Here is a 15,828-nt window from a genome sequence, read left to right on the forward strand (position 1 = left end):
GTTAAGCAAGCTTCAATCCTACCTGATTTCCTCCTTGTGTCGTATTTGTGTCGTTATCACCCAAAAGTGAGTCAATTTTGCGCGCATGTTCGGTCAGGTGGTTAGGTGCCAGGTGTGCATACCTGCGTACCATTTCTATGCTTTCCCATCCGCCCATTTCCTGTAATGCAGAAAGTGGAACACCTGCCTGAATAAGCCAGCTTGCCCAGGTATGCCGTAAGTCATGAAAACGGAAATCCTCAATGCCTGCCCGCTTGAGTCCTATCCGCCACGCCGTGTTATCATCACAGCGCATTTTCCGGACTGATGGCGTTTTGGTGCCGTCTGGCCTGGTTGCCTCTTTGGTGTGAACGAAAACCCATCGTGAATGATTTCCTATCTGCTCCTTCAGCACCCGGCATGCGGTATCATTCAACGCCACGCCAATAGCCTTGCCCGCTTTGGCGTTCTCCGGATTTATCCATGCTACCTTCCTTTACATATCAACCTGAGTCCATTCCAGATCCAAAATGTTTGAACGGCGCAGCCCGGTGGACAGCGCAAACACAACCACTGGTCTGATGGTGTCTGGCATACAGTCGATGAGCCTGTTTGCTTCCTCTCTGGTCAGCCAGCGAATTCTTTTGCTTACGAGCTTCTTGGTCTTAATGACCGGCGCTGTCTTTATCCATCCCCATTCGTTACGGGTAATGAGCAGGCGATCCTGTATGTCGCCAACTATGACTACCTGCGCTGCAAAACTGTCGATGACACCATCGCAGCTGGCGACAGGGTTGTTGCGATGCATCCAACTCCGGGTGTGTTCTTCAACGTGCCAGCTGCAACCGGCACCTACACAAAAGGCAAGCCGCTATCAATCGCCAATGGTCGAGTGAAAGCTGTTGCAACCGACGAGTCTGTCCGAGCTTACATGGAAGAAGACCTTCCATACACCATCGCGACAGCAGGTGACCTCCTGCGCGTTGTCATTAAGTAAGGAGCACCGAATGTTTGTATTCTCCACCAAAAAGGCGACCGAGACCGGCAATCTTGCGCACAACTCTGCGCAGTTTAAGCAGTTGACCGCTGCACGTAACGCCAGTGCACAGGCTGCCGCTGATTTCCTGGCTCGCACTCAGTGGCGAGGTGACGCAGAAGACGCACCAGCACTCGACGCCGTGAATGCAGTTGATGGTATTCGACGCCTGTATCGCGCTTATGACCAGACGGTCCTGGCGCAATTTGAACCGAACACCGAGTTCACTCTTCTGAATGACCTGATGGCGACTCGACGGGCTCGAGAGAAGCCGTCAAATGCATAATTTTGGAGTTCATTATCTATTGAACACATAACTTAACCGCTCTAATTTGCACGAATAATGGAGCAAACTAGAGCGGTTGATGCAATGGATAAAGCAATTCCAGTATTAAAAGAATTCACTCCTGGTGATACACTGCGCTATGAACAAGCCCACATGATTTGGTTCATCTTATCGGGATACATTCATGCTAATAGACGAGATGAAACATTTATTACATATGGGGAACTGGCTGAGCTAATGGGTTATGGGCGTCGAGACAGGCGCGGTTTAAGGGAGGCTTTAGCGCTGGTATCGCTTTACAGTTTGTATAACAAGCTTCCACCAATGAGTGTGATTGTTGTAAATCAAGACACAGAAGAGCCTGGCTTTCAAGGTATGCTGCGCTCTGGCTATACATTGGCTGATGAGCAAAAAGCTGTTTTTGCGACGAATTGGTATCGTTTCAGAGTTCCGAGCCCAGGTACTTTTCGCAAGGTTGCTGAAAATCTCACTTGGGATGATGTCCGTTGATTCTCGCCCGTATAGCCAAGGCCCACTCAGGGGGCTTTTTGCTTTAATCAGCATTAGATAACTTCTGGTCAACTTCTTTGACTAAGGTTGGCATAAGGCGATCCACTTCATCCCTCACGATTTCTGATCCGACAGGCATGACAATGTTGTGCAACCAGTCCTCGTTAGTCATCGTTGTTCTTGGTTTACCTTTAAGGTCATTTAGTTCTGAATTAGCCTGAATGGCGCTTTCGTTTAGATAAAGAGCATATTGCCGGTTTAAAACCACTAAAGAAAGAATCTCAAAGCCGCGCTCTGTGCGCGCTGCTTCTGCTGCCGTTATTCCGTTTTGGTTTGCCAGCCAGTAGAGATCATTAAATGCATTGTCTTCTACTTCTCGTTTGATTTTATGCATGTGTGCAGCTTGTTGCTTTAGCTCTGTTATCTTAGCTTCCAGTGTCGCGATTTCTTTATTTTTGAAAAATCCAAACATATTTTGGCCTTGGTGAAAGTATGTAACTGAGCGATTTTCTTTGACATTAGCATGCATTGCAACTTTGACAGATGATCAGTGATTATGGTTTGCACCAACTTGCGGCCACTCCATGCTAGGATTTATCCCACTGATATCACTGGAGATATGAATGTGAAATTAGTTATAGCTGCAATGGGCTTGATAGTGTGTTCCGTGGCGCATGCTGATTTAGAGAGTGCTGCACAAGATTTAAGCGGATGCGTGACTCAATATGCAGAAAGCCAGGTCAAAACAACCAAATCAGCCAGCATCATCTCTGATGAAGCTTTTGATAGATGTAGCGCTGAACTCTCTCAGTACCATGACTCAATTGGCCCTGACAAAGCGCAGTGGTCTGGTTTAAATGTTCAACAACAAGAAGCCATTTCAAAAATCAGGGATCAGACAACAACAAAAGTCCGCGAGAGTATATCCTCACAAATCGTCACGTTTATCACAGAATCGCGCAAGAACTCTTAGCCCGCTCCGGCGGGGTTCTTGGTTATACCCTTTGCAATACCGTAAATGATTGTAATAACTATGAAGTTCATTTCTTTTTTGACGATATCGACATCGGTCTCAATCTTGGAAAGGAGTGAATAATGGTCAGCAAAGCAAAATTAGTCCTAGTCGCAGTGAGCATGATTTTTGGCATACCGCTAACTATGTCTGGTCTGCAACTAAAGGAAGGAATGTTTCTAAAGCAGATGGTGAATTGCCAAGAGGATGCTTCTAACAGCGTCATGTCACTTCTAGATCGTGACATCAACACCATTAGAGGGGGAGAGCTTGAAAACATATCAAGTAATCTCAAAACCTGCACTAAAGACGTCAATCCAAGAATTGGTGTGGTAACCTTCTTACGTAATGAGCATGAAAGGAACGTCAAAGAGGCTGCGGCTATCAAATAGTTGTATTGCTTCCCATTGCGCACCATCCCCGCTACGATTTGCCCATTGTTACTTATGGGGATAGGGATATGAAGAAACTGATTTTAGGCGCAGTGGCTGCGACATTGCTTGCCGGCTGCGTTTACACCGGCACTAACTTCGATGAGTCAAAACTGGCTAATGTGCAGAAGGGTGTGACTGTAAACATCCCGGTAAACCGGACCATTCACTTTTAGAGATCTTCCGACATACTGATTATGTCCTGTGAGGAGATCACCATGCGTAAAGCCCGATTCACCGAACACCAGATCATTGCCGTTCTGAAGTCCGTCGAAGCCGGACGTACCGTTAAGGATGTCTGCCGTGAAGCCGGTATCTCTGAAGCCAGCTATTACAACTGGAAAGCGAAGTTTGGCGGTATGGAAGCCTCTGATATAAAAAAGATGAAAGACCTGGAGGATGAAAACCGTCGCCTCAAACAGATGTTTGCTGATCTCAGCCTTGAATGCCGGGCACTTAAAGAAGTCATCGAAAAAAAGCTTTAAAACCAGCGATAAAGCGTGAGCTCGTCGGTTACCTGACTGCGCAATTTACCATGAGCATTCGCCAGGCCTGCAGGACGTTATCGCTGAGCAGGACGGTCTGTTTTTACCAGCCCGATACCCGGCGTGATGAACCGGTGATCCAGGTGCTGACTGAGCTGGCAGAGCGCTACCCGCGATACGGCTTCAAAAAGCTGTTCCAGCTGCTGCGCAGGCAGGGTAACACCTGGAACCATAAACGCGTTCACCGGATTTACTGCCTGCTGAAACTGAATTTTCGTCGCAAGGGAAAACAGCGTTTACCCGCACGTAACCCGGCGCGACTGGCTACGCCGGAAGCGCTTAACCAGAGCTGGTCCATCGATTTTATGCATGATGCGCTGGTCTGCGGCAGACGCTTCCGGACCTTTAATGTGGTTGATGACTTTAACCGCGAGGCCCTCGCCATAGAAATCGATCTGAATATCCCGGCACAGCGGGTGGTCAGGGTGCTGGACAGAATCGTGGCAAACCGGGGTTATCCACTGAAACTGCGGATGGACAACGGACCAGAACTGGTCTCACTGACGCTGGCACAGTGGGCTGAAGAGCATAGAGTGATGCTGGAATTTATCAAGCCGGGAAAACCAACGCAGAACGCCTTTATCGAACGGTTTAACCGGACGTACCGAACAGAAATCCTGGATTTTTACCTGTTCAGAACGCTGAATGAAGCTCGGGAAATCACAAGTCGCTGGCTGATGGAATACAACAGCGAGCGGCCTCATGAATCCCTGAATAACCTGACGCCGGAGGAGTACCGGCTGATGGCCGAAAAACCGGAAACCTCAAAAAGTGCGTGGAACTAAAACGGGTGTGCTTACATTAACCTCTGCTGTTGTTGGGGCACGCGCTAACCTTTACTGTAAATTTCGCTACAGCTAAATCAATGGGCTACACCTCACGCTACTCATTTCAAAAGGAGCTTGCATGACGAGAAATCTTACAAGGAATAGGCTAAACGGTATTAAAAACGCATTCGTTATCCACATCTTCGGAATGACCTGCTGATAAGCTTATTGGATTAAGGCTGAAGGGTTTCACGAAGCAACGTTTGTGGTCAGTTTTAAACTGAATCCTGTGACGGGGAGAATTATGCCAGAGTTTTTCTTATTGGAGCTGTCTTAAGGCGCTGCGCCTAAGAGATTATGACAAAAACTGTGCTACTTTTTTATGTATATTAAAAAACATATAAAGATCAAACTGAAAAAAAGCCAATGATGATACTAATAAGATGTAAAAAAAGAGTAAAAACTGGTTTGTTAATACTCCAGTTTTTACTCTTTGGTTTGAGAATTTCACGGGAAATATAATTTTTATTTTTTAATAAAACTGTTAGCAGAAAAAGCGGAAGCGCTTTCTTTTACCATTTTTTCTGCTTCAGTGTTGATTCGTCTTTCAAATATTTCTTTGTCGATAAGAAAATCTTTTTCATCGATGATCAGTGTGTAATTGGGTATATGCTCAGATCTGTACTGAATGTATGTCGTTACATGCAACTTAAAGGGTAAGTTAGAGGACAGCGTACCCGCTTTCATTGCCTTATCTCCGGAAAGACCTTGCTGCTCGTTAACTCTATTTGCGATGTTAGTTAAAGCATTATGAATATCGTCTGAGAAATTTTTTGGATCCAGGTTAGTGAGGTTGATTTCTTTCGGGGCATTATCAGATGCAGGTGCTAAGGTAATATCCATCCCACGTCTTTCGCTATAAACTTCGCCGAGATTTACGCTGCCGACTGCGGTCGTAATGATATGTTTTTCTTCAAAAATGAGTCCTTTATTAACCATCGCGGCACAAAATACAGCACCACCCAGAATAAAAGACGATACGAGTAATGCAACGCCATACTGTTTTGGAACCATGAGACTAAGTCCTTTTTATTAATATTACTTATCTGATTATTTTACATCAAGATGACAAGCGCTAACCTCAAAAAAGCACACTTTATTTTGCTTTATTAATGCGTTAGAACGTTCGTAAAATGTGACTGGTGTTTGTGGATGCCAGGGTATTGAGACTGAAACAGAGGAGTAAGCCCCCTCTTTTTGATGTTTTTTGAACAAATTCATTTGGCGGAGGTGTTACAGATGCAGGTTTTTTGCTCAACATAAATTTTTTTCTCAACAAACAGCCCCACATCATTCTTATCTTAAACCTCTGCCTAAAGCACAGAATGTTTATTCCTCGTTTACTTCGAATTCTTTATCTTATGCAATATCAGTAAGCGCTAATGCTTCCCTTTTCGTGGTGAGTTCACCCATGTATAAGCAAAATTGAAAAGGTCATTGCATTAACTGTATACGTTATATCTGAAATGAATCGGGTTAGCGGGTATTTAAAAGATAGCTTTCGCATGGACATGACGACTGAGTCAGCATCGACAAGGTTAAGTTTAAACCAACCCATTAACGTAAAAAACAGGCAGGGCAGGCCAGTAAATGGTGAATACAAAAAATTACCAAAGCGTCTTTCCAGTTACGCGGGCAACAGGTCCGGAACGCTTTTTACTTCGAAAGTTCGCCAGTAAAAGCAACACTCACGCTTACGCGACCATGCCCTTTTTACCTGCTCCCCAGCAAATCTCACTCGTATTGTGCGTGCTTGTCTTTATCTGCTGGTTACTACCGGGGCTGTTTGGACATGAACCGTGGAAACCGGATGAAGCCTATACGTTCGGGCTAATCCGTCATATTGCCCAGACTGGCGACTGGGTCGTACCTACCCTGGCAGGCGAACCCTTTATGGAGAAGCCGCCACTGTATTTTATTGTGGCCTCTTTTTTTCTCCGCCTCTTCAGTCCGTTGTTAGGCGAGCCCGATGCCGCGCGTATGGCAACCGGGTTTTTTATCGTGCTTGCATGCTATGCCATTGCGCTTTCGGCCAGAGAGTTGTTCGGCAAGGGCGCAGGCCGCTGGGCCGTACTTATCCTGTTTGCCTGTTTGGGCTTTCCTGTCCGGGCACACCAAATGATTACCGATATCGCCTTGCTGGCAGGCGGTGCCACTGGCATTTATGGTTTCATTTTGGGGATTCGCCGCCATGTGCTGGGTGGCGCGATACTGGGTATTGGCGCAGCGGTGATGTTTCTCTCTAAAGGGCTTCTCGGCCCGGGCATATTGGGACTGACAGCGCTGACGTTACCCTTGATGAATACAGCGTTTCGTAGCAGACGCTATATCGTGTTTTGTGCTATCGCGTTTCTGGTCTTTTGCCCGCTGGTAGTGCCGTGGCTGTATGCGCTCTGGATGCGTTCTGAAAAGCTGTTTTCAACCTGGCTACTGGTCAATAATTTTGGCCGTTTTGACGGTACCGCTAAGCTCGGGCCTAAAGCGAAACACTTCTTTTACTTTAAACTGCTTCCCTGGTATGCCTTTCCTGCATTGCCGATGGCTGCGTGGTGGCTCTGGCGCAGTTGGAAAACCGGCATCAGCGCATCCGCAATGGTACTGGTAACGTTTTTTTTAGCCGGTTTTGTCACTCTGTCGAGTGCATCTGACGCGCGGGAGCTTTACGCCATGCCGCTGCTTCTGCCGTTGGCCATACTGGCAGCAGGTACCTGTCAGCAGAAAACCCTCTGGACGATAAAGTTGCGGCCATGGGCACTCGGCTTATTCTGCCTGCTTCCAACGGTGATGTGGGGAGCGGGCATCATCCTGATGACCGGCTGGCCTGCGCCACTGTGGAATAAATGGGTGGCACAGGGTGCGCCCGGATTTACGCCTCAGATTTCATCAGTGATGTTTGCAGCAGCATTACTGGCTACTTTATTGCTGAGTGGGCTGGTGTTTTTGAATCGCACCTGCCGGGAAAGTCCCTTATCAATTTTTACCAGTTGCATCACGCTGTGCTGGGTGTTGGCCATGACGCTGGGCATGCCGTATCTGGATTACACCAAGCGTTATTCTGATGTTTTTCTCCCGCTGCGGGCATGGTTGCCAAGGGATGAATGTGTCGCGAGCCGGCATCTTGGTGAACCACAACGGGCTTTACTGGAATATTACGATGGGCTGGTAACGCTGCGAGAAGGGAAGCACAGAGGTGCCTACCGCTGTAACTGGCTATTCCTGCAACATGATAAAAGGCATCCTGAGGAGTTTGTCGACGGGACGTTGGTCTGGCAAGGGGAGCGGCCTGCGGATAACGAAGAGAATTACCAACTTTATCGACTGAACAGATAAGCCAGTATTTTTCATGCTTAACTCGCCTGAGGTCATTTTGCAGGCGAGTGACGATTCGTTACATCGGCTATTTCAGTAAAATCTGCACTCAGGGAAGCGACAGATGAACTTCATTTTCTTTTGGCGCCCAGTCTCTGTCAGAGAACTCATCTACAGAATAGGAGACATTGCGCAGCCCCTGGGTGCCAAGAAAGTTTTTTACGCCCTCCTGAAGATTACCGTCACGAAACAGCTCAGCAATAACAAACAGGGCATCGGAAAGCGAAAGCGTTCTGATTTGCGCAGGTAACCAGTTTGTACGCGTGAAGATCAGATGATAAAGCGCTTCATCTCCCGACAAGGGAAAATAGCGCGTACCAAATTGTTTGCGATGCTTGTCCAGAATGATTTCAAGAATGAAAATCTGTGCTGTCCGTTGCCTGATTTGATTCACAAAAAAATTTTCGGAATTGCCCATATCCAGCGTCGTGGCATCGTTGTTCTGCTTGACGCGCGTCTCAATAGCATTCCAGAGATTGTCATACTGATTCATAGCTTACCTTGTCCGAAAGTGTCGTTATCATAACAACGTTAGCAGAAGGAACTCGTGCGGCAAAGGTTGCGAGTATAATCAGGCGCTTTCGGCCGGAAAAAAACAGTATTGGTTTTACTGCTTCACTGCCGCTGCGTAGTGCCCTGCAAAGTCGGGCTGTGCAGTATGACGTTTTTATGAAGCGGAGAAAGAAAATAGCAGAAGTTACGTTTGATGCAGTGAAAAAAAATGGCCACAAAGGGCCATGTCGAGGAATTCAGACGCGATTAATGCAACACACCGGCAGTGGTTAAACAAAGTGTGCAAAACGCAACGCTGAATGCAGAGAAACCCACCAGACCAAGAACGACGAAACCGAAATTTCTCATATCGACCTCCACCGTGTCCAGGTGACACAGCCAAATCATAGGGCTGGCGGGTAAAAAAGTACATACTGTTAATAAAGACATAGAAAATACTGCTGTGACATTCATTAAATGGCTATTCTCGTCGTTTTACCGGATTTTAAACGTGGATTATTTTTTTATCTAAAGCATCCCACTCATCTATGTGGCCAGATATTTATCGCCTAAATCAGATAAAAACTGCGTTTAATCGATTAAAAAAATCTTATTGTCTTTTACATCAGTCCTGATGCTTCTTAGAGACGTTGGTTACCTGAATAGAATTGTCCAAAGCTGACTAGCCGTTGATGGGTGCTCTACTTTTTACGATGTTATCTGAGGCGCCATGATAAGCAGCATCTTTGTATATATTGATTTTATTAACACTCAACCCCAGCGGATCCACCCAGCTCAGAGGGTTAGGTGCATACTGATACAGGTTCCAGATGCCTTCCAGCCCTATCGGATCCTGAACCGTAAACCGTCCCACCTGGGGATCGTAATAACGGAACAGATTGTAGTGTAGACTGGTTTCGCTGTCCGCATACTGGCCCGCATAGCGCAGGGGCTGATGGGGCAGGGCAGACTGTTTTGCCAGCCGGGTAAAGCCCTCCGTCTGTCGGCGCACCGTAAATATTGGTGTTTAACCACAGCATATCGGCCCGGCTGCCCTCTGACATATGATCAACGCGCGCCAGCGGGCCTCAGGCCTCGTTGGGATCGTACACATAGTTCTTAAGTGGGCGTTATTTAATAAATTTTTTTCATGTATGATTTTACGAAGACATCCTCTTCTTCTAAATATGTAGTGCAGTTTTTGAAAGTCAAAATATCAACTGAAAATAACATTTCATGGTAAGTGCCAGCTTGATTTATCTCGAGCACGGTGTCGTTTTTATTTTTTGATGAATTATCTCGTTCTATTTTTCTCTGTTTTTTTATATTAATAATGTCACCTTTTACACCTAATGTATCGATGACAATTAAATTATAATCAACACCCCACTTTCACCATTTTGATAGTTAACTTGCTGATTGTTCATGGTGTGTATATAGTTTATTAACGGTCTGATGCACGGGCATGAACGCAGTTATGATACCTGTTCTGATGATAGATACTATGGGTGAGTTTATTTGGCCCAACAATTCTTTCTATAAAGTGTTGGTCCTGAAAATTAAACTTTGAGGAAGCCGTCATTATCCATAAAGTAATTCAAAGCTTTAATAATTAAACTAATATCTGGGTTTGTAACTTGGTGATTAATATTTGTAATTACATCAATGAATTGTTCTCCGTAATAAATTAATTCAAGATTATTTTTTTGAATAAAATCTGGGGAAATATCATTCCCATCATCATCACCACTAGGATAATCGTCAATGTAGCATGATTGATCATGAGATAATTCATCATCTGGATCCTTACTGTACAAGCAAAAATCCTGACCCAGAGAGTTATCTCCACTTTTAAAAAATGAGATTATTTCAGATAGAGTATATTCTTTACGTTTCTCTAGTTGCATGTTTTTTCTCCTGTTAGGCCGTTGAGTTTACCTTTTCTTCCATCTTTTCCGCCTCCCCAAATATCTCTTCCACCTTTACCGGTGGGATGATACAATCCATGATTGATAGCATGGTCATTTATGTCAACAAAGGTCAGGCTGTTAACTTCTTCATGATGGTGCCAAGTCAATCCAGGAGGACTGTTTGACATATTTCCATTTTTTTACCACTCCGTAAGCCCAATATATCACTGAATAAGATCTTTTCTGAACTCAGGATATATATCCATTCGAGATATCAAATCCTTATTCGCTTGCCAGAACTGAACACTGTCAATTGAATATCTATTCGCTGAGTTAACTTGGTGATCATGGAATATGTGATATAAGCCATTATCAGGTCGTGATGCAAGCCCAGAGGATCCACTCAACTCAGTGGGTTAGGTGCATACTGATACAGGTTCCAGCCGCCCTCCATTCTTGTCCGGCCAGAAACCATAAAGCGCTCCACCTTTGGTTCGTAATAACAGAACAGGTTATAGTGTAAACTGGAGCCGTTGTTCACTGAGTTTATGAGCAGTGAAATAGCTGATGAGTTGTTCACAAATCTTCTACCAGTCAGTTGTCGTAGTTCATTTTTGACAGAATGAATTCTTATATTGTTTATATATTTAAATTATTTAAAAATCGAGATCTACTTTAAGAACTCCTGATGTGTCATTCTCATCTTCAAATGATTCAAGAATCGCAACAAAATCCTCAAAAGAATTTGCAATTCTGGTTAAGCCAGAAAAAGAACCTTTTTTATTAAAAAGAGGGTCTTGATTGTGATCCCAAAACCAAACTTCTCCATACATATCATCCATGAGACATAAAATAATTTGATTATCACCAGATGATGCACCGATGGGCAACCATTGATTTTTAAAATCCTCTTTATACATTTCAGTTGTTTCGAAAACGGTATACTCTTTTTTGAATTTATTAAGACCATATAAAGATTCTAAAGAGTCATATCCGTTGTTATCTGCCCAAGGGGAAGGCTGCTCTGCTTTAAAAAAAACATTCACATCAAAAAGAACAGATGTTCCGAAATGTAATAGAAAGTCACGATAACTCTGAGGCAATTTACCTACCTCTTTTTCCAGAAAATCTAAACTCTGTATTAGTAGTTCCTTTTTCAAGAAAACAGGTTTAGCGCCAAAGCTTTCGATTTTTTTTAACATGATTTACCTCTTCTCATATCTGATGCTGAGCCTATATGAGGCACATTACCATGGAGATCTCTAGGGACGAGTATTATTTTTGTCGAATCAAGATGATGTGGGGTTAGCATCTTTTCTCTCAACAAATTCTGAGCTTCTTTTTGTGTTATCCCTTTTTGTTCAGCAATAGCACTGTAAACTTTTGAAAAATCTTTATCTGTTCCATTAAGAACTCCTTTTTCAAATGTAATAGTACCTTTTGACCATGTAGAAAAATCCGGTCGACCATTACTGAAAGGTATAGGTTGGTTCGACGTCACTGCATTGACCTTGTCGTTATAGGAATACCAGTTACTTTCCCCAGGTATACCGTCCCAATGACCATTGGTTCTTGGTAATCGAATACCACTCAACCCCAACGGATCCATCCAACTCAGCGGGTTCGGTGCATACTGATAAAGGTTCCAGCCGCCTTCCAGCCCTATCGGATCCTGAACCGTGAACCGTCCCACCTGCGGGTCGTAATAGCGGAACAGATTGTAGTGTAGACCGGTTTCGCTGTCCGCATACTGGCCCGCATAGCGCAGCGGCTGATGGGGCAGGGCAGACTGTTTTGCCAGCCGGGTAAAGCCCTCCGTCTGTCGGCGTACCTCGCCAAAGCTGCCGTACTGACCGCTCCAGCGGATATTGCCCCGTTCATCGGTCACCTCTAGCGGTGCCCCGTTAATATCGGTGTTAAACCACAGCACATCGCCCCGGCCGCCTGCTGCCATATGGTCGATGCGCGCCAGCGGGCTCCAGGCCTCGTTGGGATCGTACACATAGGTCTGGCACTGGCCATTATCCTGTTGCTCCTGTAACAGGCGATAGCCCTGCCACAGAAAACGGACTTCTTTACGATCGTGCTGGGTGCTGACCACTTTGCAGGTGCGCCTGCCCAGCGCATCATAATGATAATGCGCGGTAAACCCGCCGTCCGGGCCATTGCCTTTGGCGCTGATGAGCCGGTTTTCGGCGTCATAGGTAAAATGCTGCTCATGCAGGCCGCTGCGTCGACTGACCAGGTTGCCCCAGTCATCGTACTTCATAAACAGGTTCTGCCAGTGATGCACTCGATTGTCGGTAACCGGCAACGCGTGCAGTGCATCGTCGTTGGCGGCCAGGTTGTCCGCATTATCGTAAGTAAAATGCGAGGTGCTGTGGCCCTGTCTGGCTTCGTAGTGCTTCAGCAGGCGGCCTTCATCATCGTAACCATAGATAATGTCGCCGCGCAGCGTATCACTGACAGACTCCAGTTCACTGCGCGCCGAATAGCGGAAAGCGCGTTCCAGAATGGCTTTTTCCGGTAGCACCACCTCGCTATGCAATTCACTGCGCTGCATCGTACGCCTGCCAAGGCTGTCGTACTGACGCGCCTGCTCACGCGCGCCCTGACTGCGACGAATTTCCCGGTGCAGGCGGTCGCGGGTAAATTCACTGACCAGTTGCTGATTAAAGCGAATCGCGCTGACGTGACCCGAACCGTAGTGCAGCCAGGCAAGTTGCTGTTCACCCGGCAGGGTCAGATGGGTGAGGTTGCCCAGTGCATCCCATTCGTAATCCAGTTTCCCGTTTATACCGGCTTCTGTTAACAGCTGACCTGCGACGTCATAGGTAAAGGCGATTTCATCGTCTTCGATACCAAGCGCCATTCCGTCACTGGTCGGCGTGCGAACCAGGCTGGCAAGTTGACCGCTACGATGACGCCGGTAGTGGTATTCTGCATGCTGCGTTGTGCGCTGGGTAATCAAGCCGCTGTCGTCGTAGCTAAAGCGCTGCCAGCGTCGGGCTATGCCACCGTCATTAGCGGGCTGGCCATTTTCCTGTAAACCAATGAGAAAGCCACGAGCATTCCATTCCATATTGCGTGAGGTCTTATCGGGCCGGATCTCACTCAATGGACGGCCGAGCGGATCGCAGGTAAAGCGATAGTCACCGCCGTTGCCGTTTTCCAGCCGCAGCAGATTACCGCGGGCATCGTAATGCCAGCGACGCGTGCGACCAATGCGGTCCGTCAGGCTCACCGGTAATCCGAGTGCGTTATAGGTCCAGCGGACTTCGGTTTCCAGCGGATCGCGCCACGCACTGAGCTGCCCCTGGGTGTTCCAGTGCAGGGTTTCCCGGCTGCCGTCTGGATGGATAATGGCGCAGAGTTGTCCCTTGTCATTCCACTCGCGCTGGGTGACATGACCTTCAGCATCCACGCTGCGAACAAGCTGGCCAAATCGGTCGTAGCTAAACGTCGTTACGCTGCCAGAGCAGTCGGTGCGCTGCGTCAGCAGCCCTTGTCGGTTCCATTCCAGCTTCACCACGCCGCCCGTTGCATCGGTGATGCTGTCTGGCAGCAGTTCTGTGTCATCAGGGTAGTGATAGGTGGTGACGTTATTGAGCGCATCGGTTTCAGTCAGCAGGCGAACATTAAGATCGTAAGCCGCCTGAGTCGCGCTCAGATCGGGATAGTCCGTACGGATCACACGGTCAGTCATGCGGAACCAGTGATAAGTGGTTCGACGTCCGACCGGATCGATCTCCTGCGTCATGCGACCATAGCGGTCCCAGTTGCTGCAGCGCATGGCACCGCCGGGCATAATCACATCGCACAACTCGCCTGCGCGGTAAACCAGCATGGTCTGGCGGCCGTCGAAGTCGGTGAAGCGGGCGACATGATCGTCATCGTCAATGAGCCAGTGAGCTTCAACGCCGTCATCACGTCGCGCGCGTCGGATGCCATTATCAAAATCGTACTCAAAATCCAGCTGCTCGCCGCCGCTGTGACGGAAGGCTACCACTCTTGGGAGGCCATCGATCTCCTGCCAGCGATACTCACTTAGCAGGCCATTCATATCTTCATGGGCCACCATCAGGCCATCGCGCCACTGGAAGCGTCGGCGCACGCTACCGCCCCGGCCCGTTACCGTAACGAGTTGGCCGATATCATCGTAAGCGTAACTGACCATACAAATATCGTCATCCAGCCAGGCACCTGCGAGCCGGTTATTCGCATAGCGGCAGGTTACGCGCTGACCGGCACTGTCTGTCAGCGCAGCCAATGTGTGATCGGGGTTCCAGTCGAACTGAATCTCATTGCCGCAGGGCTCGGTCAGGCAGAGGGGAAGAGAAGGGGCGTCATTGCGCAGGGGCATAAAATGCCAGCGCTCACCGCTGATGTCATACAATGACCAACTGTCGTCCCGATGATGTTCCAGCCAGCGTTTCTCCGCTTCGCAGTAGGTACGCTGGCCTTTGGGCACCAGAGGAAAAGAGACGTAGTCGCCGGAGGGCGCACGCCAGACCAGCCCATCCTGGTAACGTTCCAGCCGTGTTTCCCAGAACAGGTTCCAGCCACGTCCTAATACGCTGTCGCCGGGATTACCGCTGCGCCAGTAGCGCTGCCAGCGTAGCGGCAGCCGGGAGGGCAGCACAAAATCCAGTTCATCATCGCCGCTAAGAAACTTCTGGCCGCTTACGATATCAACGGGACGGGCAAGAATACCTGCAGCCGCCACACCTGTCATCAAGGCACCAGCACGGCAGGCCACCCGGGCGATTTTATTGATGCCGGGAATCTTGCTCAGTAATTTACCCAGCGCGCCGACCTTGCCAGCCGCACCGCCCACGCCACCGGCCAGTCCGGCAAACAGCAGGGTAAGATCGGAGGCTTTATAAACCCATTCGGGCACTTCAGGTTGGATAGGCAGCGTTTGTTCAGGCTCGCCGCCGATATAGACGTTGTCAGAGCCCGTCATCACTTTGGCATCGCAGGTGGTGCGATCGTCGATGCGTGATGCAGGCAGGCCGTTGATATACACCCGGGAGGAGCCTTCCGCCATCTGCTGCGGACCATCGTCCTTGCAGGCCACTATGCTGTTGGTGGCCATGGCGGCGGGTTTACTGTTAATAAAGACGTTGGGCGAACCGGTGGTAATCTTGCCCTTTGGGGTCATGCTGGCCGCCCCAGCATCCGCTATTCCGTCTCGCGCGGCGGTGGCCAGTTCGCCAGTAAGGTAACCCACGCCGATACTGAGTCCAACCAGCAATACGCCCACGCCAAGGCAGGAGGCGCCTATCCCGGCAATCATCAATGCACCCGCAGCAATACCGCCCGCCGCAGCGATCAGTCCACCGACGATAGTGCCTGCAATCATGCCCGCCAGGGCATGAGAGTGACCGATATCATCGCCGAGGCGTGCAGCTTCAAACATGATAATTGC

Annotated in this window: 13 protein-coding genes and 4 pseudogenes; 8 read left to right on the forward strand and 9 right to left on the reverse strand. The window is 47.9% G+C overall.

What is annotated here, in order from left to right:
- Window position 1 precedes the first annotated feature (1 nt).
- Window positions 2–682, reverse strand: a pseudogene (locus NYE92_RS20345) (site-specific integrase); the annotation flags it as partial.
- Here NYE92_RS20345 and NYE92_RS20350 point away from each other — a divergent pair.
- The 3 genes and pseudogenes from NYE92_RS20350 to NYE92_RS20360 form a co-directional block, all read left to right on the forward strand.
- A pseudogene (locus NYE92_RS20350) lies at window positions 680–976 on the forward strand (hypothetical protein); the annotation flags it as partial. The pseudogenes NYE92_RS20345 and NYE92_RS20350 overlap by 3 nt on opposite strands.
- Before the next feature lie 10 nt (window positions 977–986).
- Window positions 987–1,277: pseudogene (locus tag NYE92_RS20355) on the forward strand (phage coat protein); the annotation flags it as partial.
- Window positions 1,278–1,385: 108 nt separating this feature from the next.
- Complete coding sequence (locus tag NYE92_RS20360) at window positions 1,386–1,811, forward strand: hypothetical protein (RefSeq protein WP_064373344.1); 426 nt, start codon at window positions 1,386–1,388, stop codon at window positions 1,809–1,811.
- Window positions 1,812–1,854: 43 nt separating this feature from the next.
- Here NYE92_RS20360 and NYE92_RS20365 read toward each other — a convergent pair whose 3' ends face one another.
- Entirely contained in the window at window positions 1,855–2,283 is a 429-nt protein-coding gene (locus tag NYE92_RS20365) for a hypothetical protein (protein ID WP_064373346.1), read from the reverse strand.
- A 153-nt stretch (window positions 2,284–2,436) separates the two neighbouring features.
- On the opposite strand from NYE92_RS20365, the gene NYE92_RS20370 reads away from it, so the two are divergent.
- The 4 genes from NYE92_RS20370 (at window position 2,437) to NYE92_RS20385 (ending at window position 4,584) form a co-directional block, all read left to right on the forward strand.
- The gene (locus tag NYE92_RS20370) at window positions 2,437–2,784 is read left to right on the forward strand and encodes a hypothetical protein (RefSeq protein WP_155644223.1); all 348 of its coding nucleotides are present in this window, start codon (window positions 2,437–2,439) and stop codon (window positions 2,782–2,784) included.
- 122 nt (window positions 2,785–2,906) lie between these two features.
- Complete coding sequence (locus NYE92_RS20375) at window positions 2,907–3,215, forward strand: hypothetical protein (protein ID WP_064373349.1); 309 nt, start codon at window positions 2,907–2,909, stop codon at window positions 3,213–3,215.
- Window positions 3,216–3,283: 68 nt separating this feature from the next.
- The gene (locus NYE92_RS20380) at window positions 3,284–3,430 is read left to right on the forward strand and encodes a lipoprotein (protein ID WP_155644224.1); all 147 of its coding nucleotides are present in this window, start codon (window positions 3,284–3,286) and stop codon (window positions 3,428–3,430) included.
- 42 nt (window positions 3,431–3,472) lie between these two features.
- Window positions 3,473–4,584, forward strand: a protein-coding gene (locus NYE92_RS20385) for an IS3 family transposase (protein ID WP_152552407.1) whose coding sequence is annotated in 2 segments (ribosomal slippage) — window positions 3,473–3,734 and window positions 3,734–4,584 — 1,113 coding nt in all. Because the reading frame shifts where the segments join, the coding sequence is not laid out codon by codon here.
- A gap of 507 nt (window positions 4,585–5,091) precedes the next feature.
- Here the strand turns inward: NYE92_RS20385 and NYE92_RS20390 are convergent.
- Window positions 5,092–5,640 (reverse strand): hypothetical protein, encoded by a 549-nt coding sequence (locus tag NYE92_RS20390; RefSeq protein ID WP_259019395.1) that lies wholly within the window; start codon window positions 5,638–5,640, stop codon window positions 5,092–5,094.
- 576 nt (window positions 5,641–6,216) lie between these two features.
- Here NYE92_RS20390 and NYE92_RS20395 point away from each other — a divergent pair.
- A complete protein-coding gene (locus tag NYE92_RS20395) occupies window positions 6,217–7,956 on the forward strand; it encodes a glycosyltransferase family 39 protein (RefSeq protein ID WP_064373357.1) in 1,740 nt (579 codons plus the stop codon).
- 88 nt (window positions 7,957–8,044) lie between these two features.
- On the opposite strand, the gene NYE92_RS20400 is transcribed toward NYE92_RS20395, so the two are convergent.
- The 6 genes and pseudogenes from NYE92_RS20400 to NYE92_RS20425 form a co-directional block, all read right to left on the reverse strand.
- Complete coding sequence (locus NYE92_RS20400; protein WP_259019396.1) at window positions 8,045–8,488, reverse strand: hypothetical protein; 444 nt, start codon at window positions 8,486–8,488, stop codon at window positions 8,045–8,047.
- A 768-nt stretch (window positions 8,489–9,256) separates the two neighbouring features.
- A pseudogene (locus NYE92_RS20405) lies at window positions 9,257–9,608 on the reverse strand (RHS repeat-associated core domain-containing protein); the annotation flags it as partial.
- Between the two features lie 438 nt (window positions 9,609–10,046).
- Complete coding sequence (locus NYE92_RS20410) at window positions 10,047–10,394, reverse strand: hypothetical protein (protein ID WP_259019398.1); 348 nt, start codon at window positions 10,392–10,394, stop codon at window positions 10,047–10,049.
- Between the two features lie 406 nt (window positions 10,395–10,800).
- The gene (locus NYE92_RS20415; RefSeq protein ID WP_181899110.1) at window positions 10,801–10,977 is read right to left on the reverse strand and encodes an RHS repeat protein; all 177 of its coding nucleotides are present in this window, start codon (window positions 10,975–10,977) and stop codon (window positions 10,801–10,803) included.
- Window positions 10,978–11,053: 76 nt separating this feature from the next.
- Complete coding sequence (locus NYE92_RS20420) at window positions 11,054–11,599, reverse strand: SMI1/KNR4 family protein (protein WP_116197507.1); 546 nt, start codon at window positions 11,597–11,599, stop codon at window positions 11,054–11,056.
- Window positions 11,593–15,819: an RHS repeat-associated core domain-containing protein gene (locus NYE92_RS20425; RefSeq protein ID WP_259019399.1), complete on the reverse strand. Its 4,227-nt coding sequence runs from the start codon at window positions 15,817–15,819 to the stop codon at window positions 11,593–11,595. The genes NYE92_RS20420 and NYE92_RS20425 overlap by 7 nt, the downstream gene beginning before the upstream one ends.
- Window positions 15,820–15,828: the final 9 nt, after the last annotated feature.

The organism is Pantoea sp. B566 (genome assembly GCF_024793925.1).
GTDB classification, from domain to species: domain Bacteria; phylum Pseudomonadota; class Gammaproteobacteria; order Enterobacterales; family Enterobacteriaceae; genus Pantoea; species Pantoea ananatis.